16 protein-coding genes are annotated in these 20,608 nt (G+C 59.9%); 5 read left to right on the top strand and 11 right to left on the bottom strand.

All coding sequences use genetic code 11. The annotated features are described in order from the left end of the window. Positions 1-5 precede the first annotated feature (5 nt). From AC3Y64_RS27265 to AC3Y64_RS27245, 5 genes are read right to left on the bottom strand one after another with little or no spacing between them, the layout of a single operon-like run. Positions 6-1,997 (bottom strand): vWA domain-containing protein, encoded by a 1,992-nt coding sequence (locus AC3Y64_RS27265; protein WP_489985855.1) that lies wholly within the window; start codon positions 1,995-1,997, stop codon positions 6-8. Further along, positions 1,997-3,016: a hypothetical protein gene (locus AC3Y64_RS27260; RefSeq protein WP_489985854.1), complete on the bottom strand. Its 1,020-nt coding sequence runs from the start codon at positions 3,014-3,016 to the stop codon at positions 1,997-1,999. Before AC3Y64_RS27260 ends, AC3Y64_RS27265 begins: the two co-directional genes overlap by 1 nt. Positions 3,017-3,019: 3 nt before the next feature. After that, positions 3,020-5,734, bottom strand: a complete 2,715-nt coding sequence (locus AC3Y64_RS27255; protein ID WP_489985853.1) for a putative virulence factor — start codon at positions 5,732-5,734, stop codon at positions 3,020-3,022. Further along, positions 5,731-8,790, bottom strand: coding sequence for a virulence factor SrfB (locus AC3Y64_RS27250; RefSeq protein WP_489985852.1), 3,060 nt, complete (start codon positions 8,788-8,790; stop codon positions 5,731-5,733). The genes AC3Y64_RS27255 and AC3Y64_RS27250 overlap by 4 nt, the downstream gene beginning before the upstream one ends. 17 nt (positions 8,791-8,807) lie before the next feature. Further along, complete coding sequence (locus AC3Y64_RS27245) at positions 8,808-10,166, bottom strand: SrfA family protein (protein ID WP_489985851.1); 1,359 nt, start codon at positions 10,164-10,166, stop codon at positions 8,808-8,810. Positions 10,167-10,433: 267 nt separating this feature from the next. On the opposite strand from AC3Y64_RS27245, the gene AC3Y64_RS27240 reads away from it, so the two are divergent. After that, entirely contained in the window at positions 10,434-11,648 is a 1,215-nt protein-coding gene (locus AC3Y64_RS27240) for an aldose 1-epimerase family protein (protein ID WP_489985850.1), read from the top strand. Here AC3Y64_RS27240 and AC3Y64_RS27235 read toward each other — a convergent pair. The 4 genes from AC3Y64_RS27235 to AC3Y64_RS27220 all read right to left on the bottom strand — a co-directional run bounded on the left by AC3Y64_RS27235 (position 11,645) and on the right by AC3Y64_RS27220 (position 15,610). Continuing rightward, a complete protein-coding gene (locus AC3Y64_RS27235; RefSeq protein WP_489985849.1) occupies positions 11,645-13,138 on the bottom strand; it encodes a YifB family Mg chelatase-like AAA ATPase in 1,494 nt (497 codons plus the stop codon). The genes AC3Y64_RS27240 and AC3Y64_RS27235 overlap by 4 nt on opposite strands. A 596-nt stretch (positions 13,139-13,734) precedes the next feature. Beyond that, a complete protein-coding gene (locus tag AC3Y64_RS27230) occupies positions 13,735-14,280 on the bottom strand; it encodes an N-acetyltransferase (protein WP_489985848.1) in 546 nt (181 codons plus the stop codon). A 192-nt stretch (positions 14,281-14,472) separates the two neighbouring features. Beyond that, complete coding sequence (locus AC3Y64_RS27225; protein ID WP_489985847.1) at positions 14,473-14,985, bottom strand: BRO-N domain-containing protein; 513 nt, start codon at positions 14,983-14,985, stop codon at positions 14,473-14,475. Positions 14,986-15,349: 364 nt separating this feature from the next. Beyond that, positions 15,350-15,610, bottom strand: a complete 261-nt coding sequence (locus tag AC3Y64_RS27220) for an accessory factor UbiK family protein (RefSeq protein ID WP_489985846.1) — start codon at positions 15,608-15,610, stop codon at positions 15,350-15,352. A 413-nt stretch (positions 15,611-16,023) separates the two neighbouring features. Here AC3Y64_RS27220 and glnK point away from each other — a divergent pair, with 413 nt between their 5' ends. From glnK to sutA, 4 genes are all read left to right on the top strand, one after another. After that, entirely contained in the window at positions 16,024-16,362 is a 339-nt protein-coding gene (gene glnK / locus AC3Y64_RS27215) for a P-II family nitrogen regulator (protein ID WP_002555808.1), read from the top strand. 38 nt (positions 16,363-16,400) lie between these two features. After that, positions 16,401-17,738 (top strand): ammonium transporter, encoded by a 1,338-nt coding sequence (locus AC3Y64_RS27210; protein WP_158955508.1) that lies wholly within the window; start codon positions 16,401-16,403, stop codon positions 17,736-17,738. A 215-nt stretch (positions 17,739-17,953) separates the two neighbouring features. Next, on the top strand, positions 17,954-18,379 hold the full coding sequence (locus AC3Y64_RS27205; RefSeq protein WP_007920418.1) for a secondary thiamine-phosphate synthase enzyme YjbQ: 426 nt from the start codon (positions 17,954-17,956) through the stop codon (positions 18,377-18,379). A 102-nt stretch (positions 18,380-18,481) separates the two neighbouring features. After that, a complete protein-coding gene (sutA, locus tag AC3Y64_RS27200; RefSeq protein ID WP_122594554.1) occupies positions 18,482-18,808 on the top strand; it encodes a dormancy-specific transcriptional regulator SutA in 327 nt (108 codons plus the stop codon). Positions 18,809-19,005: 197 nt separating this feature from the next. On the opposite strand, the gene AC3Y64_RS27195 is transcribed toward sutA, so the two are convergent. After that, positions 19,006-19,710 carry an HAD family hydrolase gene (locus tag AC3Y64_RS27195; RefSeq protein WP_489985845.1) on the bottom strand — a complete coding sequence of 235 codons (705 nt, stop codon included), beginning with the start codon at positions 19,708-19,710 and terminating at the stop codon, positions 19,006-19,008. Continuing rightward, positions 19,707-20,606, bottom strand: a complete 900-nt coding sequence (gene xerC / locus AC3Y64_RS27190; RefSeq protein ID WP_034152032.1) for a tyrosine recombinase XerC — start codon at positions 20,604-20,606, stop codon at positions 19,707-19,709. The genes AC3Y64_RS27195 and xerC overlap by 4 nt, the downstream gene beginning before the upstream one ends. Positions 20,607-20,608 lie beyond the last annotated feature (2 nt).

Below are 20,608 nucleotides of genomic sequence, written 5' to 3'. Positions count from 1 at the left end.
TCTCGTCAGGGCATCATTTCCAGAGGCACGGGGTAAACGTTGTCCCGCGCATCGCTGTCCTTGGCCAATGCCACCCAACGGTCGACGTCAGCGTTGTAGCGCTGGTAGTGGCGCAGTTTGGTGTTGAGCGTGCGGATGAATTTCTCTTGCGCCAGACCGTCCCAGCTCTTCCATGTTTCCTCGTCGAGGTTCAACACTTCGCTCTGGTAGGGCAGGTCTTCGAGGTATTCGCCGAGCACGCCCATGTCCGCCAGTTTGGCATTGCTGTTCTGCTTGAGCTGATTGGGATCGGCGCCCATGGTCGCGGCGACCGAGCGCAGACGATCGAACATTTCCGTCGGCGAAATCAGGCCTTCGTTGGCCGCGTCGAGGATCTGCTTCATCACATCACTCAAATCGCTGAGTTGGGATTTGGTCAGCAACACGCGCACGTCGGTGGTCGGGATGTTCTGCTTGATCAGGTCACGGTCGGTGATCCACGCCTTGAACACCGGCGGCGCCTTGCTGTTGGTCTTCTCGCCCAGATACGCCAGTTGCATGGCGTGGCCGATCAGCGCGGCATCGTCGAGCATCTTCTTCTCGGCTGGATCCTGCTTGGCGTTCGCCGCGCTGCCGATGGCATCTTCGCCCATGTAGGCGGCTTTCACCTGCGAGGTGATGGCCGCTGCCAGGGTGTCGACCTTGCGCCCGAACTCCTGAATGTCGCCCGCGTTGACCGGGTAGTACAGCGAGGTGTTGGTGCCCGGATAAGTCGAGAGGTTTTGGTACTGCGCTTCGGCCTTGGCGTGGTCTTTGATCCCCGCCGGGGTTTTCAGGTGCAGGGTGTAAATCGCCACGCCCGGATTGGCCGCTTCGAGGCGGACCTGGGCAGCGCTCAAACCGGTTTTCGACAGTTTGTCGTCGCCTTCGATGGCGCCGGCATCGGTGATCAGCACCACGTAACGCGCGCCGAACTGGCTCCAGTCGACCTTGTCGATGCTGTGCATCACACCGGCGTAGGCATCTTCGTCGAAGCTGCTGCTGGAAACCTTGGCCTGCTTGAGGTCGGCGACCTTGGCGAGGAAGTCCGCGCTGTCCTTCACCTTGGTCGGGTCGGCGTACATCTTCGTGGTGTATTCCAGGCCCGGCACCGCATCGGTGCTGGAGCGGAAAGCAACGAGGCCGAACTTCACTTGTTTGCCGAGATTCTGCGATTCGATCTGCTGATAGACCTTGCGGATCGCCTCGCGGGTGCGGTCGATGTACGGGTCCATGGAAATCGTCGAGTCGATGACAAACACCACCGCCGCACTGAATTCCTTCAGTTGACTGGTGGCCTTGTCTTCGGCTTCCTTGCCGCCGGAGGCGCCACCAGCGGCGGCACCTTTGGCGTCTTTCGCCTCGGTTTTGCTGACCGATGCGACATTGAGCAGGCGCGTGCGGAAACCCGCTTCGGTCATGACTTCTTCGCCGCTGAGCACCGGCAGCAAGTAGAACTGCTTTTGCAGGTCGACGAAGTATTCAGGTTCTTCGGCCAGCACGCCGGGTGCCTGTTGGCCTTTCTTCAGTGTGGCCCGCAGCGGCGCGACTTTGCTCACCGGGTCCGGCGCATCAAGGATGCCTTCGACCGTAGCGCGTTCTTTGAAAAACAGCAGTCGGTCGCGGTTGGCCGGATTGGTGAAAGCCAGGGTCAGCTGCATTTTCCAGTCGGTGGTGCAACTGGCAGGCAGCCAGCCGATGGTTTTGCCGTAACTGTCGGGGCCGACTTTCAGCCACTCGGCATTGCTCGCCTGAGCGCGCTCGTAGACGTAGAAACGGCTGAACACCGGCTGCTCGTCGCCGGCCGCACCACCCGCCGTCGGGCTGACTTTGCAGCCCGGGGTGGTCAGTACACGCTGGAACAGGGTTTTTTTACCGGCCTGAATCAACGGTTTGTCATCGGCGTGGGCCAACGAGCCAATGCACAGTGCGAGCAGCGCGGCGCCGCTGAGCAGGAAACGGTTCATGGAGGTGCGCATCACTTCTGCAACTCCTCGAGACGCTGCTTGGCTTCGGCATTGTTCGGGTCTTGCGTCAGGATCGTTTCGTACCAGTAAGCAGCGGTAGCGTTGTCCGCTGTAGGGAAGCAATCGCTGGCTTGCAGGTACTTCGGATCGTATTCATGGGCGTAGGCGTTGGCGATCAGGGCGTCACCGGCCTGGGCGCGGTTGGCGTATAGACGCTGGGCGACACCGCAGTGTTTGCCGGCCTTGGCCTGGTTGATGATCTCCAGCAGCTTGGCGCTGTCGGGCGCGGCCTTGATGCAGGTCTGGACGAACGTCAGCTCGGGCACGCTGTTCATGCTTTCCAGGGTGCAGGCCGCAGCGTCGGCGCTGGCTGGCGGCGTCGCGGCAATAGCCGGGGCGGCAGGTTCCGGGGTGCGCTTCATCCACCAGAACACGGCGGCAGCTGCCAATAGCAACAACACCACAATGATCAGACCAATCAAACCTTTGTTGCTCTTCTTCACTGGCGCCGGCGGCGGGGTGTAGACGGGCTCAGGGGTAATCGGCTCAGGCTCGACGGGCGCTTCGAGGTCAGGCAGTACCAGCTCAGGCAGCTCGGGAATCTCGGGTTCCGGAGCTTTCGGCGTACTCAGTTGCGCAGCGCCGTAAGTCGAGCGGGTTTCACCGCCGGCCGTTGAAGGCAGCAGCCCCACGCCCGGTCGAACCACGCCAACGTCGGTATGCCCCGGCCCCTGCTCGCGCAGTTCGATGCGAAATTGCGAATTGGCGCCGCCTTCCAGCAACGGATCGACGACTTCCGGGCCAACCTGGGCTTCCAGCGCTTCACCGCTGGCGGCAACGTCGAAACGCGAGACCTGAAACCAGAACGGGTTGTTGCTCCAGACTTGTCCTTCCTGGAGATAGAAACTGTCCTGGTTACGCTGAATGGAAAACTCCAGCTGTTCCTCGGCGCCTGTCCATTTTTTTACGGTCAGGCAGGCGCGGCCAGGGACATTGGGCTCTAACGCGAGCAGGTCGACACGGATTGGCATTGCTTATCTCGCTACGAAAGCGGTGAGCACTTGGCCCAGCCGTTCGTTCTGTTCAGGGGTGATTTCGCGACCGGCACCATGGCCGGCGTTGTCCAGCGTGATGTAGGCCAGGCCCGAGAGCCAGTCGCCCAAAAACAGCTGCGCCTGGTTCGACGGCTGTGCCGGCAGCACCGGAACCTGTCCCGGACCGATGTCGGCATAGAACGAAAACAGCGGCGCCTTGGCACCGGCCCGGCTGTTCGGGCGCTCGCTCAGCGGTTTCTGGATGTAGCCGAACCAGGAGACGAAATCGCGCAGCACACGCTGCACTTCCAGTACCTGACGTTCGACCAGTTGATCGCGACGGGCGCCGCTCTGCGCACGCTTGAGTACGGCGCGGCTGAGTTGGCCCGGCAAATCATGGCGGTAGCCGGCGGTGATCAACTCATCGACCACCGCTTCGAGCAAGGCTTTCTCAAGACCCAGCAGGTTGAGCAGGCTTTGCCGGGTGGTCAGTTCGCGCAAATGGGCGATCCAGGCTTTGAACGCCGCTTTGGCAAAGCGGTGTTCATTGCTTTGCAGTTCCGGCGCGGCGCTGCTGGTTTTGCTGCTGACGGGCGCACTGTCCTGGCCGAGGTCGCCGCCGAAGTCGAAATCGAACCCGGCGTCGTTGCCGTACAGGCTCTGGCTCGGCGGCGTGCTGACCGGCTCATCGCTGGCGGTCGGCTCTTCGTCGGTTTCGTAGACGCCGCTGAGGTACAGGTCGCGCACTTCTTCGCTGCTCATGTCGAGCTGATCGATCAACTCGCCGAGCACCGCCGGGCGCCGACCCAGGCCGGACAAAATCATTTGCGCCTGGGCTTTCTTGGCTGCTGCCGCACCGTCACCGTCGGCATGATACCAAGTGCTGAGGCCGTGAGTGGTCAGGCCTTCCAGGCATTCGTCGAGCTGCTCGCGGATGCGCTGCAACTTGAATTCGATATTGGCCACACCAGTAAAACTGCCGCTGAAATGGCTGATGCCGCCGTCGTCATTGCGCAGCATTTCCGTCCAGGCCTTGGCCGGGTTGGAGACGTGTTTGCACACCAGCGCGTTGCTGGCGAAGCTGCTGCCCAGCGCTTCGACGCGGCTTTGATAATTACTGTTGAGGCCAGTTTCGGCGCCACTGGCGTCCTGCACGATAAACGCCGCATCCATCCGCGGTTTACGCACCAGGAAGGTGTTCTGGAACGGTGTGCCGGCCCAGTCGTTCATCCAGCTGAGGCTGCCGAAGCGTTCGAGCATGGTCAGCTTGACCATGCCGTTCCAGCTCTCGTCGTATTGATCGGCGGTCAGGCTCAGCGAGTTGGTCACCCGCAGGTCGAGCATGGTCAGCGCCCAGATCAGTCCGGTCGCGCGTTTGCTGCGTTCGGCGGCATCGGCGCCTTGGGTTTTTTCGATCCAGCGTGTCAGCACCGGGCCAACGTCGTTGACGTCACTCTGCTTGGTCGAGCCGGTGCAGACCACCAGCGCATTCATTTCCTGATTGTCGGTGTAACGCTCGAACAGGTAAGCGACCTTGCCGCGCAGAATCAGCTGCGAGACCGAGTTGTCCTTGGTCGCGGATTCCGGGTCGCTGGAGTCGGCAATCTCGTGGAGTTTCTTGCGCCCGCGATAACCGGGAAAGTCGAGCAGGTCGACCTGATTGACGATGTCGTCCGCCGGCGGCTCGATCAGGCCGAAGGTCATTTCCGCCGTCAGTGCCGCCAGTTGCGCAACCGGGATGCCCTGGCTGTTTTGCAGGCGTCCGCCGACTTGCGGGCGCACGTCGACCGGCAAATCCGCCGGGCTGCCGAAGCGCTCGAGAATGTCGACGTTCATGATGCTGTCGCGCTGGCTGTAGGTGTCGTTTTCGAACGTCACCAAGGCTTTCAGCGGTGCGAACACGGTTTCGGGCAGGCCGAGCTTGTGCAGCGCGCCGGCCAGTTGTTGATAAACGCGGGTCAGCTCGCGTTGCTCGCCCCAGAGGATGGCGAACAGCTCGGCACGCTCCTGATAGTTCAGACGTGGCGCCAGTTGCAGCGCTTTCGGCCAGTACAGGTGTTCGAGTTTCTTCACCGAATTGCGGAAGTTGTCCCGCAGGTAATCCCACAGCGACACCAGATCGTCGGCGTTGACGCCCGGTTGCAGCGGCCCGTTCTCGCGGCCTTCGAACGGTTTCAGCACGCGCTGGATGCGTTCTTCGTCAATCTCGTAGGAGATCCGCTCAAGGTCGAAGTCCTTGAACCAGGAGTTGGCGAGAATCTTCGCCAGCTCGACTTCCTTGAACAGTGTCAGCTCCACCGGGAATTGCGGGTCCGGGCTCGGCGTGGCGCGACGGCTGAAGCGCGTCACCAGACCGGTCGCTTCCTTGCCGCCACCGACCGGGTTGATGTGGCGGATGAAGTCCAGCCGCTGGCCACCGTAATCGGTCTCCAGTTTGCCGTTCTGACCCGCCGCCAAAGCGGAAATCAAATAGGACTTGCCGGCCTGGGACAAACCGAAAAAGCCGATGGTCATCGGTGTGCAGGCCACGCGACCGAGGCTGTGAGCCAGGTTGCGGGCGCGATGCAGGCGGATGTTCAGGTTGTCGGCTTCGCTGTCCAGACGCGGTGCGTTGACGCGCGTCTGGTCAATCCAGTCCAGTGCCTGACCGGCACCTTCGTAAACCGCAGCCCATTGGGCAGAGAGCTGGCGTTGCTCGGGGGTCAGGTCGTTCATTTGCGTTTCACACTTCCACTGTCGAGCCAGTATTTGGTCTCGCTCAGACCGGCGTCGAGCATGGTGTTGAGTTCCAGCTCGAGGTCGCTGCGCGGGTTGAAGCTGACGTTGCTGCTGTTGGATTCGATGGCCCGCACCGAGAGGCGGTCGCTGACCAGATCCTGTTTTTTCGTGTATTGATCGGCGCTCTTCACCTCGAAGCGCACCTTGAGCAACGGCGCACTACCGTTTTCACCGACCGCACGGGAGAACTTGTCCCGACCACTCTTGGTGAAACGCAAGGTGTACAGCGGCGAGGCCGACCAGCGATCAGCAGCCAACTGGCGGAAGCCCAGACGCAGATCGCCACGCATTTCCAGCTGCGGCGTGTCGGCGTCATCACCGACGCCGATTTCCGGCAACTTGATCTTGTAGTCTTCGGACTGGATGTCGCGGTACAGCACGTCGGCATCCTTGATCACGTTGTTCAGGTCGATCACGCCGATGTGCTTGACCGTCGAATACGGTTTCAGCGCCGAAGAGCGGAAGTAGAAGTTCGGCACGCTGTGATTGGCGCACAGCAGGCAGAGCATGGCGCCGACCGATGCGGTACTTTTCGGGTCGTCGATGCGGCCGTTCTTGTGGAACGGGTACCAGCCGCCGGTGCGGTAATTCTGCAGGGCCAGAATGCGCCCCGGAGGCAGCGGCAAGACCTTGCGGATAAACGCCTGAATGCCCGGCAAGCGCGAAGGGCGGCCGGTCAGCAGCAAGACGTCGCACGGGTACTGCGCGACTACTTCACACAGTGCACCGAGGATCTTGGTGATGTTGATCTGATCGTTGAGGAACGCAGCGTGAAGCTTTTGCAGATCGAAGCTGATCTGCGCTTCATACAGATCAAAATTGCTCTGACCACCAACATCGCGGCGCACGGCAGCATTGACGTATTCGAGCACGGTCAGGCTGATCGCATGGTCGCCGAGCAACTGGCGATAGCTTTGCGGCGTCACTTCCTGGGGGACTTGCGGGTCGTAGTGTTCGTAGGCCTTGAGCAACGCCAGGCCGAGGGGCGAGAACACTTGCAGGTTCAGTTGCTGGCGCAGGATCACGTCCTGAGCACTGACCGATTCATCGCCACACAGCCGTGACATCAACGAGTCCGGCGCTTTCACCCCGGCGTTCTGCAGGGCTTTTTCGAAGCTCGGCAGAATGAAGTCCTGAATCACGTCGAGCAGAATGTCGTCGCCGGCCACTTTGAAACCGTCGCGGAAACGTTGCTCGGGCACGATGTGCACGTTGCTGCCGCTGCCGGTATTGCCGGCGCGGTCGAGACGGTAATCGGTGATGACCAGGTCGGTGGTGCCGCCGCCGATATCGATGGTCGCCAGCGTGATTCGCTCGCGATCGGTCTTGTCAGGCCGGGCGATGGTGTCGAAGAACTCCTCCGGGTGACCGGCGAAGTTCTCGTTGACCTCGGTGTACAGGTAGACCAATTGGCCGCAGGACGCTTCGTCCCATTCGACGCGAATGCTCGGGATCGGCGTGCGCGGGCTGACACCTTCTTTTTCGTGTGGATCCTCTTCGCCGGCGTGCCAGCCGAGGCTTTTCCACACCAGGCCGATGGCTTGCAGCATGCGTTCGTTGAGGATGCTGCGCTCAGCCTGTGGCATCCCCGGCGGCACGGTCAGGGTGATGCTGTTGAGCTGACGCGGCGAGCGGGTGTGGCCCTGACGCGAGCGCTGGGCCGGGCTGTTGATCTGCGACAACGCCTGCGCCAGCACTTCGGCGAGCATGAAGGTCATCAGCGAACTGCGCGAATAGCGCGGCATGAACACTGGCAAACGGTCATCTTCGTCAAGGCTGTAAAGCGCTTCGCCGGTTTCGTTGATCAGGTGCGAAAACGGCGCGGCGGTGGCGTAGGGTTCGTTATCGGTTTTGACGTACGAACAGTTGAAACGCCAGCCCGGTGCATAGGCCTTTTCGTCCCACAGATAACGCTTCGGACTCGACAGCCCGGTCGAGCCTTCCGTGCCGCGACGGCGGCTGGCCAGACGTCCGGCCTCGTTACCGACGCGGGCGATCGTCGCCCACTGGAACGCATCGTGCCGACCACTTTTGACCGAGCAATGGTCCTTGCCGAAGTTCGCCTGGGCGAATTCGACACGGCTTTCGAACGGCTGGTTGTAGGTGTGTTCCGGGGTGATCAGGTCGCGCAGTTCCAGCACGTAGTTGTGCTTGAGCCCGGACCCGGCCTGACCATGGTTTTCGATGAGGATGCCGCAGGTGCGCGAGTTGCCGACGTCGAGCACCAGATCCACCAGGATCGGTTGACCGTTGCTGTCGTTGGCGACCACTTTCAGTTCCGGGATATCGACTTTCGGCCGCGCCGTCGACTGCATCGCGGTGGACGGCTTGCCCAGCAGGCTCAGCACGTTGAGGTAATGCGCCAGGTGATGGTTGGCGCGAATGTCGATGTCGAGTTCTTCGCGGGAACGATGGTTGTTGCCCTCGTTGAACAGTTCGAGCAGCCATTCGTTGACCCACGGCTGAGCCAGGAACCAGCGGGTTTCGCTGGCCTTGGTCGCCAGTTTGAAGGAGACGCCGGAGCTGATGTCTTCTTCGTTTGGCGCCAGGTACGCGGTGCCGTCACGCTTGGGCATCACGCGGCTGTCGAAGGCCATGGTCAGGCGATGGGTATTGCCGTCGATGTCGGGCGAGTCCAGTTTGACCAGGCGCATGCGCGACCAGTTGCTCGGACCTTCGTCAAAGCGGTGCGGCGGCATGAAACGGAAAAACGGGATCGGCAGCCAGACGCCGTTGAGCAGGTCGAGGCTGCTTTTCATGTCGAGGCTGAACGCCGGTTTGGCCTTCTCGATCTTTTCCGGTTCCGGCTCGTAGAAGTAGAAGTCTTTCTCTTCGTTGTACATCAACCGGCACACCAGCCCGCTGATCATCTGAGCGAACTCGCCCGCCGGTTCCTTGCGAGGATCCAGGCGCAGGGCGAAATCCATGAACTGGATGCCGGTGTCGCTGACGAGCGTGACGGTGTCTTCGAACTGGGTGACTTCAGGCAACATTTCGCGTTATTCCGTACTTATTCGCCCATCTGCCGCATGGACATGGGGAATTGATCTTTGCCATAACCGCCGGTGCAATCAGCGACCGTGGTCGCTCCCTTGCGGCAGTTGACCTTGGGCATGTCGTAGGTGCTGCCATCGCCGCAAACGGCCTGGCCCTGACTGTCGATGGCGAGGCTGCCGCCCTTCATGGAGGCGGCGACCGGGCCGCTGCATTTCGAGCCGTCGGCCTGATGCACCGTCACTTCGCCCTTGCCGTCCTTGAACTGGTATTCCAGGCGCAACGGCTTGCCGGTGCGGCGGTCTTGAATGCCGGCGCCAGCGCGGTATTGGCCATCGAGGAAATCGGCGGCGCCGTCAGCGGCATTGGGCGGAATGCTCAGCGCCGGACCTGCTTTGGCAGCGGCGGCTTTGTCTGGGTCGGTCGATGGTGGGGCAGGCGGTGCAGTCGGGTTTTCCGGAGTATTGGCTGGGGGTTCGGCCGCCGGATCCTGAGTCACGCCTGCGTTCTCGGCAGCTGCTTGGTCGCCTTCGAGTGCCGGGGCTTCTGCGCCTTGCGTGTCGAGCACGGCGGCGCCGGTGTCGACGCTCGCACCAGTGCCGGTCACCGGGACGCCATTGAGCGTTGTCGCGGTGCCGACGGGCAGTGGTTCAACCTGTCTTTCTACGGGCACGACGCCCTCGGGCAGCAAGTCGACGGCCACCAATGGAATTGGCACGCAGCCACGCAAACCGAGCAACAGCCACAACAGCAGCAACAGGAACGGTAGCAGCAACAGCCACCACCAGCGTCGCCACCATGGGCGCGCCACGACCGGAACCACCGGCGCGATCGGGGCCGCTACCGGCGCTGGCGTTTCGGGAGGCAAGGTGAAAACAGGCGAAACCTGATAAAGGCAGTGCAGCGGATCGCGATTGCGATCGGCGCCGGCGTGCTCGAAGCCCCAGAAGGTCAGCACGGGTTTGCCTTGCACCAGGTAGACGAAGTTTTCGTCGGGGAAATGGATGACGCGCTTGAGCAGTTTGCCGAACACGGCTTTGTCGCCCTGCTGCGGCTCGTCCGAGTCAGTGCCGAGGAAACGCAGACTCAGCTCCTCGAGTGCCGTCTTCAGCGCTTCCAGTTGGCGACGTGCAGGCGCGCGCTCTTCTTCGGTCGCGCTGCTCCATGGGATCACATCGCCGTCGAGGCCGCTGTACCAGTCGATCTGGTTACCGAGTTCATCGCTCTGCGGAATAGCCAGGTGATCGACCAGGTCGGGATTCTTGCGGCGAATCGCTTCGCGCAATTGCAGTGCCGCCCGATACACCGGTTGGCCTGTTTCGCCCAAGGCAGTGAATGACCCGCTCTTACCGCTACGTAGTAGTGCCCCGCGCATCCATACTCCATATGTTCCATTGCGCAATGACAGGCGGAAATGCCTGTGCCTTGCTCCTGCATTTAGCTGGCGACCTTAATGTCATTATGATGTCGCCGTCAATCAGCCGTTAGGCCAAAACCGAACGAGGCTAGCTGAAGATTGCGCGGCTCGCTCGGGATTAATTCGTCACTCAACAAAGAGCTGCCTGGATTTGGTTTATTTACGCTTGCTGAAACGATTCATCAGCGCTATAAAAAACCTACAAATCCAATAAAAGGCACGCTCATGACTTCGCTCAAACTCGCTGTTGCCCTCGCCACGATGGCGGCAGCTTCCCAGGCCATGGCTTGGGACTATGTCCTGCTCGACACCGACAAGCCTGCACAAAACTGGACCCTCACCAGTGAGCAACTGGGCGTCAAAACCGATAAAGCCTTCTCCGTGACCCTGCGCACCTTGCATGGTGGTCGGCAGGAAGGTGTGAGCATTGTCGACATCGATAACGGCACGATGAAGCTCTCGGTGGTGCCGACTCGCGGCATGAATGTCTTGCAGGCTACGGTCGGCGATGTACGCATGGGCTGGGTCTCTCCCGTCAAGGAAGTGGTCAATCCAGCCTTTATCGAGCTCGGTGGCCGTGGCGGTCTGGGCTGGCTGGAAGGCTTCAACGAAATGGTGACCCGCTGTGGTTACGAATGGGTCGGCCATCCGGGCATGGACAACGGTGAGTTGCTGACCCTGCACGGTCGCGCCGCGAACATCCCGGCCAGCCAGGTCACCCTGCACATCGACGAGAAGCCGCCGTATGCCATCAGCCTGCGTGGCGAACTGAAAGAGCAGGCGTTCAAGAAGGTCGACTTCTCCGTGGCCACCGAACTGGTCACGGTGCCGGGCAGCACAACGTTCGCGCTGAACGACACGCTGACCAACGAGGGCGATTATCCGAAGGAATATCAGGCGCTGTATCACAGTAATTTCAGTACGCCGTTTCTCGAGCAGGGCGCCCGGTTTGCAGCGCCGGTCAAACAGGTCTCGCCGTTCAACGACAAGGCCAAGGGCGAACTGGCCGACTGGCAGACGTATCGCGCGCCGACCAAGGATTACGACGAAACGGTTTACAACGTCGTGCCCTATGCGGATGCCAAGGGTCAGACTCTGACTGTTCTGCATAACAAGGCGGGGAGTCTGGGTGTCTCTGTCGGCTTCAATACTCAACAACTGCCGGTGTTTTCCCTGTGGAAAAACACCGATACCCAAGGGCAGGGCTACGTCACGGGTCTTGAGCCCGGGACCAGTTTTTCCTACAACCGTCGTTATCAACGGCCGTTGAACCTGGTGCCGACCATCGCGCCGAAAGCCAGCCAACAGTTTCAGATCAGCTACAGCCTGCTGGCAGACAAGGGCGCGGTGGATAACGCGTTGAAACGCGTCAGCGAGATTCAGGCAGGCCGGGAAACCGAAGTACGGCAAACGCCGTTGGTGGATTTGACTGTGCATTAAGGCGAAGCCGGGCGGTACTGCAGAGCCTCGGCCACATGCTCGCGTTTGATTGCATCGACTTGTTCAAGGTCTGCCAGCGTGCGTGCGACCTTGAGCAAGCGGTGTGCCGAGCGCAGGGACAGGGTCAGCCGCTCGCACGCCGACTCCAGCCATTTCTCATCAGCTGTGGATAACGTGCAGTGGCGCTTCAGACCCGGCAGATCAAGAAATGCGTTGGCACAGCCCTGACGTTTGCGCTGGCGCTCACGTGCCTCTGCGACCAGAACGGCTGCGCTGGCGCTATCGTCTCCGGGTTTGACCACGGGGTTGAGTGCGGTGGGTTCGCGTGCCACTGTTAGATGCAGGTCGATGCGGTCCAGCAATGGCCCCGACAATTTGTTGCGATAGCGCTGAACCATGTCCGGCGTGCACGAACACTTGCCGCTCGGTTCGCCAAGATATCCACAGGGGCACGGATTCATCGCTGCCACTAATTGAAAGCGCGCCGGAAAGCGGACCCGATCCTTGGCTCGGGCAATCACGATATGGCCGGATTCCAACGGCTCGCGCAGCACCTCCAGAACCCGACGATCAAACTCTGGCAGCTCATCAAGAAACAGCACGCCGTGATGGGCGAGGGTGATTTCGCCGGGTTGCGGTTTCGAACTGCCGCCGACCAGCGCCGGCCCGGACGCGGAATGGTGCGGTTGGCGAAACGGCCGCTGCGGCCAATGGGTGAGGGGAATGCCGCTGGCCACCGACTGAATCGCTGCCACCTCAAGCGCTTCGCTCTCGGACAGCGGTGGCAGCAATCCGGGCAAGCGGCTGGCTAATAATGTCTTGCCGGTACCGGGCGGCCCGCTGAACAGCAAGTTATGTGCACCTGCCGCCGCAACCAGCAGCGCTCGCTTCGCAGCAATCTGCCCTTGAACCTCGTTGAGGTCGGGATAGGGTCTGGCGGCATGGATCAAGCCGTCTGACACGTAAGGCTCCACCGGCGTGTGGCCATTGAAATGTGCCACCGCTTCGAGCAGATGATCCACCGCAAACACCTTCAGTCCCGAAGCCAGACACGCCTCCTCGGCATTCGCCCGCGGGACCAGCAGCGCCCGCCCAGCCTTGCGTGCTGCCAGTGCCGCCGGCAACACACCGCGCACTGGTCGCACGGCGCCGGACAACGCCAACTCGCCGAGGCATTCCACATCGTCGAGGGTCAACGTTGGCACCTGAACACTCGCCGACAGAATTCCCAGGGCAATCGCCAGATCGAATCGCCCGCCGTCCTTGGGTAAATCGGCAGGCGCCAGATTCAAGGTGATCCGCCGCGCCGGAAACTGCAGGCCGGAATTGATGATCGCGCTGCGCACGCGATCCTTGCTCTCTTTCACTGCCGCCTCGGGCAGACCGACCATGGTCAGCGAGGGCAGACCGTTGGCGAGATGGACTTCGACGGTGACAGCGGGGGCATCCACGCCAATCTGGGCGCGGCTGTGGACGATGGCGAGGGACATGGTCATTCCTTGAGCTGAATCGGGGAGCCGCTTCCTGCGGGTTTTTGAAGGGTAGTTGAGCCGGGTTTCAGTGCTGAAATAGAGGTTTACAAGACGTATCAAGACCCGATGGGCTGTCACTGCTTGCCTGAATTGGAGCGTTGACTCTCGCCCGGCATTGACGAATCCTCCCGTTCGAGGACTGCAACAGCGCATTCGTTGGGACTGGGCACCAGTAAAAGCTCCCCCGCATTTTTGGCAGCAGAGAAAGCTGGTTTCTCTGAAGTAGTGACGACGGGCCAGCTCGTCGGATTCTGAACCCAATGCTGCAAAGCCAGGAGCTAAAGAATCGCTGCGACTACTCCTCCAAACACAAAAAAGGCGTCCTATGGACGCCTTTTTATTTTTGACTCAAGATCTTCTACCGGCCAGCGGGCCGCTTGGCTCAAGCTCTGGCCCACATGTAACAGCAACTTCAATAAATCGCCGTTGGTTGGCTGACATATCCCCAGCCAACCGGAGTGCCTCGAGATGTAGTTCAACAATCTGAAGAAGCTTTGCCTTTCGCTTTTTTGGGCTCATACGCACCTCGTGCGATTGCGTTGTTGATTTCGATGTTATTGACCGTCCACAGAAATGACAAGCCGGTTGGTGTGGTCGAATTCGAACCCCAGTTTCCGGTAGTAAAAAACAACATTCGGATCAGGATCCTGAATCTCGATTTCTTTGCATCCTAGCGCTCGCGCATAGTGATCAGCGACAAGCAGAGCAATCGGCGCGATCCTGCCGCGAAGCGGGTGCGCTCTGTCCGGATGCCCTTCCAACAGAATAATCTTTAAGCAGATAGAGCTTGCGCGCGGGGTCGCATAGCACATGCCGCAAAGAATCTGTTTGTACCATATCGCCAAATCCAGACCTTTCGCGTCTTTACTTTTCCAGTCTGCAACGTCATCCCAAGGGAAAATTGTTGGCCCCTCCCAGAGAAAGTATTGCTTTATCGCTGCTGGGGTAATTGGCTCAAACTTGACCGCTGCTGCATCAATATCTGGGATTCTCGGGGCAATGTTCTTTAGAAAGAATTTGTAGGCGATCTTTCGCGAGTTTGATCTGAATGTCTGGTTACGAAGATCCGTTGCTTTGCCTTTTCTTCTCATTGTTTTCATCTGTTTGGATCTGGTCGCAGAAGATAGCCAGCAGAGAGGGGCAGCGGAATCAGACGTGGGGGACGCGTTTTGTAGGACGTTACTTCTGTGAGTGGAGGATTTCGGAGTAGGGGGCGAGTTAACGAAGACACAAAACAGGTCATTTCAGTGGTATCACTGAAATGACCGTTGGTGAGGTTGCAGCGCAAAAATTCAGATCAATTGCAGAGCCTTTCTCCACCATGAGTTCACAACCGTGCGGTTTGCCTGTTCTCGCTCCGTCACAATGTGTGGCACATCCTGCAACCGTATCCACGGCTGGTTATTCCAGTGCAACAAACTCAACGTCATGTCCGGCCAACTGAGCAGGCTCAGGTGTGGACGTTCGCTTGTGCTGGGATGTTGGGCGTCGCGCAGGGTGGGGATGACTTGGTGGGTGAGCCATTCGCGCAACGCTCGGTATTCGGGGCAGTAGTGGTAGACGAGGAGGGCGTAGATGCCTGATTCGCTGATCAGCAGGGTGTTTTCGATCTGGTTGTGGATCAAGGTTTTGCGGGTTTGGTATTGGTCGGGGTCGAGTTTTCGCAGCATGCGTTCGTTGAGGTAGATGTGCAGCAGGCGGCTCAGGTCTCGGGCGCAGAACCAGGGTTGGTTCTGGATGAGGAGGGCGTGGAGGGGGAGTTTGTGGCGCGTGAAGATGCTAGGTGTCAGGTAGTTTTCGTCCATGGTTCAGTTCTCGAATTCAAGTGAAGAAAACTGCTTCTGTTCGTCGCCAAACGAATAGGGTGGCAGCTATGCGCGGGTTGGCGAACCGGTGAATTCGAAACCGGCAGACCCTGAGGTCTCCCACGCAAAGCCGCCATAACTCGTTGAGAGAAAAAACCTCTCTGTGAAGTTAGATGCATTGCGTCAAATTCGATCCAGGTCGCCAAACCCGCTGCTGAACATTCAGCATCGGGTGAGCTTAGAAACCTGGGCTTTTCGGCGCAATCGGACGGCGGTGGTGCAGGTTGTAGGACGTTGCCGGGATGATTGAAGGGCTGGAGATCAAAAGATCGCAGCCTTCGGCAGCTCCTACAGGGGGAGCGGCTTATTCAGCGGGCGCAGTCAGCTTCGCTTCCAACTCAGCAACTTTCGCTTCAAGGCTTTCAAGCCGGGCACGAGTACGCGCCAACACAACCATCTGACTATCAAATTCCTCACGGCTGACCAGGTCCAGTTTGCTGAAGGCACTCTGCAGCAGCATCTTGAACTGGCTTTCGATTTCGGCTTTTGGCAGCGGGGTGTCGCCGTTGAACAGGCGGGAGGCGGTGCCGCTCAGGGCGTCGAGGAAGTCTTTGGGCGCGAGCATGGTGGATGTCCTGGAAACAATGGCCGGCAGTGTATCACGCAGTGTCTATAGTCATTTACGCGGTCAGGGATGCACGCTTTTCGCGCAAGCGGACGGACGGCGGCGCACCGTTATTGTGCGTATCCGGATGGCCTTTTGCGTGCAATGGCTTGCTGCAGCGGCCAAGGGATTGAAATCAGGGGATTTTGGCGAGATGGCAAGGTTTCTGCTTAGTCACCTTCGACCCATGCACTGATGCAGTCGCTGTGACGAATGCAGTGCGGCAGACGGAGCGGGGAGTTTCGTCAGCAGCGGTTAGCTGGCGTCAGTCGGGCAGGTAAGGCCGACGATGCGTTACAAAGCCAGGCACTGCGCTTAGACTTGAGTCGGGTTTGTTTTCCTGGGGCAAGTCCACCAATTCGGGAGAGAGTTTCATGAAGCTAGTCACTGCCATCATCAAGCCGTTCAAGTTGGACGACGTGCGCGAGTCGCTGTCCGAAATCGGCGTGCAGGGCATTACCGTTACTGAAGTCAAAGGCTTCGGCCGGCAGAAGGGTCACACCGAGCTGTATCGCGGCGCGGAGTATGTGGTCGATTTTCTGCCCAAGGTGAAAATCGACGTGGCCATCGACGACAAGGATCTGGATCGGGTGATCGAGGCGATCACCAAGGCGGCCAACACCGGCAAGATCGGTGACGGCAAGATCTTCGTGGTCAATCTGGAACAGGCGATTCGTATCCGTACCGGCGAAACCGATACCGACGCGATTTAAACGCCGCCACAAACCCCAACGCCCCAGGAGAAAACAATATGACTCTGCGTAAATTCGCAGGGCTAGGAGCCCTGTTGTCCATCGTAATGCCAAGCCTTGCAATGGCGGCAGACGAAGTGGCGGCCCCAGTCCTCAATTCCGGCGACACTGCCTGGATGCTCACCTCGACAGCCCTCGTGCTGTTCATGACCATCCCGGGCCTGGCGCTGTTCTACGGCGGCATGGTTCGCTCGAAAAACATTCTTTCCGTGATGATGCAGTGCTTCGCCATTACCGGTCTGATCAGCATCCTGTGGGTCATTTATGGCTACAGCATTGCGTTCGACACCACCGGCATGGAGCAGGGCGTCGTCAACTTCAACTCGTTCTTCGGCGGCATGGGCAAGGCGTTCCTCGCCGGTGTCACGCCTTCGAGCCTGACTGGCCCTGCGGCGCTGTTCCCTGAGGCGGTGTTCATCACCTTCCAGATGACCTTCGCGATCATCACCCCGGCGCTGATCGTCGGTGCGTTCGCCGAGCGGATGAAATTCTCCGCGATGCTGATCTTCATGGGCATCTGGTTCACCCTGGTTTATGCGCCGATTGCGCACATGGTCTGGTCCGGCAACGGCGGCCTGATGTGGGACTGGGGCGTGCTCGACTTCGCCGGCGGCACCGTGGTGCACATCAACGCTGGTGTGGCCGGTCTGATTGCCTGCCTGGTACTGGGCAAGCGCAAAGGCTTCCCGACTACCCCGATGGCCCCGCACAACCTCGGTTACACCCTGATGGGCGCGGCGATGCTGTGGGTCGGCTGGTTCGGCTTCAACGCCGGCTCCGCTGCGGCGGCCAACGGCACCGCCGGCATGGCGATGCTGGTCACCCAGATCGCTACCGCTGCTGCCGCGCTGGGCTGGATGTTTGCCGAGTGGGTCACCCACGGTAAGCCAAGTGCATTGGGCATCGCCTCGGGTGTGGTTGCCGGTCTGGTCGCAATCACTCCGGCTGCCGGCACCGTGGGCCCGATGGGCGCACTGGTGATCGGTCTGGCCGCAGGCGTGGTGTGCTTCTTCTGCGCTACCACCCTGAAACGCAAACTCGGTTATGACGATTCCCTGGATGCCTTCGGCGTGCACGGTATCGGCGGTATCCTCGGCGCGATCCTCACCGGCGTCTTCGCTGCACCGTCGCTGGGTGGCTTCGGCACCGTGACCGACATCGCCGCACAAGTGTGGATACAGTGCAAAGGCGTCGGCTTCACTGTCATCTACACCGCGATCGTCACCTTCATCATCCTCAAAGTCCTGGACGCCGTGATGGGTCTGCGTGTGACCGAGGAAGAAGAGTCGGTCGGCCTCGATCTGGCACAACACAACGAACGCGGCTACAACCTGTAAGTACGCGCATCAAAAAACTTGCCCGGTTCGCCGGGCATTTTTTTGTCTGGAATTTGTCATTGAGAGAGCAGCTGAAAGGATTTTTCGTACGCCTTTAGTCGTGTTTACGACGGGCGTTTTTCTGCCGCCAATGGCTTACATCATTGAGCGAATATTAGGGCCTTTGTTTTTTCCCAGAGCGCGCTAGAATGCGCCCCGAACGTGCGGAGAACTGTATGTGGCAACAGACTCTGATAACCCTGCGGGCAAGGCCCCGGGGCTTTCATCTGGTAACGGACGAGTTACTCGCCGGCCTGCCTGAACTCAGGGAGTGCCGGGTTGGTCTGTTGCATTTGTGGCTGCAGCATACCTCGGCGTCGTTGACCATCAACGAGAACGCCGATCCGGCGGTCCGTCGCGACTTCGAACGATTTTTCAATCGTCTGATCCCACAAGGAACAGACGGCTATGAGCATAACGACGAAGGCCTGGACGACCTCCCGGCGCACTTCAAGGCCAGCGTGCTTGGTTGTCAGATCAGTCTGCCGGTTTCGGCAGGTCGGTTGGCACTGGGGACCTGGCAAGGCGTTTATCTGGGCGAGCACCGTGATCATGGCGGTGCTCGAAAAGTCCTCGCCACCTTGCACGGTGAAGGGGCATAAACCGTTGGTCACCAATGGTTACTGATTTTTTAACGGCGACTTTCGACAGTTGCCAAAGCTGGTCTATAACTAATCTGCTTTTCGCAAGTCATGAGGTAGAACATGAGCGACGATGATCTGGAAAACGACGACCTCGAAGTAGGCGACGAAGACGAGGCCGAGGAAGGCCTGGAAGCAGCAGCGGAAGACGTTGCTGACGACGATGGCGGCGAAGACACGCCGGCCCCGGCTGCCAAAGGCAAAGCCAAGGCTGCGGTGTCGGTAGACGAGTTGCCGAGCATTGAAGCCAAGAACAAGGAACGCGACGCCCTGGCCAAGGCCATGGAAGAGTTCCTGTCGCGCGGCGGAAAAGTGCAGGAAGTGGAGGCCAATGTGGTCGCCGATCCACCGAAGAAACCGGACAACAAGTACGGCAGCCGCCCTATCTGAGGCGTGCCGCTTGCTTGCTGAAAAAGCCCGCCGTCGCTGCGGGCTTTTTCATGCCTGGAATAAACATTTGAAGGCGATGCAGACCCTGTGGGAGCTGGCTTGCCAGCGATGGCGGCCTGTCAGACAACATTGATGTTGAATGTGCTGGCCTCATCGCTGGCAAGCCAGCTCCCACAGGGAGTGATGTAAATTCAGGGTCAGTGTTGGGTATTCCAGCGGGCGAGCACCGCTGGCAGATCCGTGAGGCTGCGGATTTCAGCATCCGGCAAGCGATCCGCTTCCCAGGCTTTACCCGCCGGGTTAAACCAGATAGCCCGCAACCCCGCCTGCTGCGCTCCGGCAATGTCATCACCCGGATGATCACCGATATGCACGGCGGTTTCGGCGGTGGCGCCACCGCGCTGCAATGCTTCGTGGAACAACCGCGCATCCGGTTTGGCGATGCCGATATCTTCGGCGCACAACGCAAACTTGAAGTAATCCGCCAGCCCTAACCGACGCACGTCGGCATTGCCATTGGTAACCACGCCAAGGGCGTAATGATTGGCGAGAATCTCCAGCACCGGCTCGACTTCAGGGAACACTTCGATCTGATGCCGGGCATGCAGAAACACTTCAAAGCCCTTGTCTGCCAAATCAGTTGCTTCGCCATGGGCGTATCCAGCGTCTTCCATCGCATGAAACAGAACTCGCCGACGTAGAGCGCTGATCCGATGCTTGAGCCCCGGTTCGTTAGCCAGTACACGCTCACGAATCGCCCACAAATGCTCCACCGGCACTGCGCCGAGATTCGGCGCGTGTTCGCTCAGCCATTCGCGCAAGACTGCTTCGGCGCTGACGATCACCGGGGCGGTGTCCCACAGGGTGTCGTCGAGGTCGAAGGTGATCAACTGGATGCTCATGAATCGTCGCCTTTCATACGTTTGGCCCGTGGATGGGCACTGTCGTAGACCGCCGCCAGGTGCTGGAAGTCCAGGTGCGTGTAGATCTGCGTGGTCTTGATGTCGGAGTGGCCGAGCAATTCCTGCACCGCGCGCAGGTCCTGCGAGGATTCCAGCAAATGGCTGGCGAAGGAGTGCCGCAGCATGTGTGGGTGCAGGTTCTGCCCCAGTTCGCGCTCGCCGGCCAGTTTGACCCGTACCTGAATCGCTCGTGGGCCAAGGCGCCGGCCTTGCTGGCTGACGAACACGGCGTCGTCCGCTGGGTTGGTCATCGCGCGCAGCGGCAGCCATTGTTCGATCGCTTCGCGGGCCTTTTTACCGACCGGCAGCAGGCGGGTTTTACTGCCTTTGCCGAGTACTTGAACCATGCCGTCGGCGAGGTCGAGTTGATCGAGATTGAGCCCGGTCAGTTCGGAAAGGCGCAGTCCGGAGGAATAGAACAACTCCAGAATCGCCTGATCGCGCCGCGCCAGAAAATCATCCTCGACCGCGCCTTCAAGCAGCTGCAGCGCACGGTCGGTATCGAGGGTTTTCGGCAGACGTCGCTCGCCTTTCGGCGGGGCCAGACCGGTCGCCGGATCATGGTCGCAAAGGCCTTCGCGATTCAGATAATGATAGAGCCCGCGCACCGCCGAGAGCAGGCGAGCGAGGCTGCGCGAGGATTGGCCTTGCGCATGCAAACGAGCGATCAGGCTGCGCAGGCGCTGAATATCCAGCGCGGCCCAACTGCCGATGTTCTGTTTGACGCACCAGCCGAGGACTTTATCGAGGTCGCGGCGATAGGCCGACAGTGTGTGCGGCGACACCTGTCGCTCACTGCGCAGGTGTTCGCAGTAAGCGTCCAGTTGTCGTTCCATGG

The organism is Pseudomonas sp. 4CAES_32.4 (assembly GCF_058136335.1).
The sequence above is the reverse complement of the archived record's forward strand: the minus strand, read 5'-3'. Positions and strand labels throughout refer to the sequence as shown.

What these genes read in the sequence shown, in the direction of transcription:
- AC3Y64_RS27240 (WP_489985850.1), top strand. Translation starts at nt 10,434, where the DNA reads ATGACTTCGCTCAAACTCGCTGTTGCCCTCGCCACGATGGCGGCAGCT.
- sutA (WP_122594554.1), top strand. Translation starts at nt 18,482, where the DNA reads ATGAGCGACGATGATCTGGAAAACGACGACCTCGAAGTAGGCGACGAA.
- AC3Y64_RS27225 (WP_489985847.1), bottom strand. Translation starts at nt 14,985, where the DNA reads ATGGACGAAAACTACCTGACACCTAGCATCTTCACGCGCCACAAACTC.
- glnK (WP_002555808.1), top strand. Translation starts at nt 16,024, where the DNA reads ATGAAGCTAGTCACTGCCATCATCAAGCCGTTCAAGTTGGACGACGTG.
- AC3Y64_RS27205 (WP_007920418.1), top strand. Translation starts at nt 17,954, where the DNA reads ATGTGGCAACAGACTCTGATAACCCTGCGGGCAAGGCCCCGGGGCTTT.
- AC3Y64_RS27255 (WP_489985853.1), bottom strand. Translation starts at nt 5,734, where the DNA reads ATGAACGACCTGACCCCCGAGCAACGCCAGCTCTCTGCCCAATGGGCT.
- AC3Y64_RS27245 (WP_489985851.1), bottom strand. Translation starts at nt 10,166, where the DNA reads ATGCGCGGGGCACTACTACGTAGCGGTAAGAGCGGGTCATTCACTGCC.
- AC3Y64_RS27220 (WP_489985846.1), bottom strand. Translation starts at nt 15,610, where the DNA reads ATGCTCGCGCCCAAAGACTTCCTCGACGCCCTGAGCGGCACCGCCTCC.
- AC3Y64_RS27260 (WP_489985854.1), bottom strand. Translation starts at nt 3,016, where the DNA reads ATGCCAATCCGTGTCGACCTGCTCGCGTTAGAGCCCAATGTCCCTGGC.
- xerC (WP_034152032.1), bottom strand. Translation starts at nt 20,606, where the DNA reads ATGGAACGACAACTGGACGCTTACTGCGAACACCTGCGCAGTGAGCGA.
- AC3Y64_RS27195 (WP_489985845.1), bottom strand. Translation starts at nt 19,710, where the DNA reads ATGAGCATCCAGTTGATCACCTTCGACCTCGACGACACCCTGTGGGAC.
- AC3Y64_RS27250 (WP_489985852.1), bottom strand. Translation starts at nt 8,790, where the DNA reads ATGTTGCCTGAAGTCACCCAGTTCGAAGACACCGTCACGCTCGTCAGC.
- AC3Y64_RS27235 (WP_489985849.1), bottom strand. Translation starts at nt 13,138, where the DNA reads ATGTCCCTCGCCATCGTCCACAGCCGCGCCCAGATTGGCGTGGATGCC.
- AC3Y64_RS27210 (WP_158955508.1), top strand. Translation starts at nt 16,401, where the DNA reads ATGACTCTGCGTAAATTCGCAGGGCTAGGAGCCCTGTTGTCCATCGTA.
- AC3Y64_RS27230 (WP_489985848.1), bottom strand. Translation starts at nt 14,280, where the DNA reads ATGAAAACAATGAGAAGAAAAGGCAAAGCAACGGATCTTCGTAACCAG.
- AC3Y64_RS27265 (WP_489985855.1), bottom strand. Translation starts at nt 1,997, where the DNA reads ATGCGCACCTCCATGAACCGTTTCCTGCTCAGCGGCGCCGCGCTGCTC.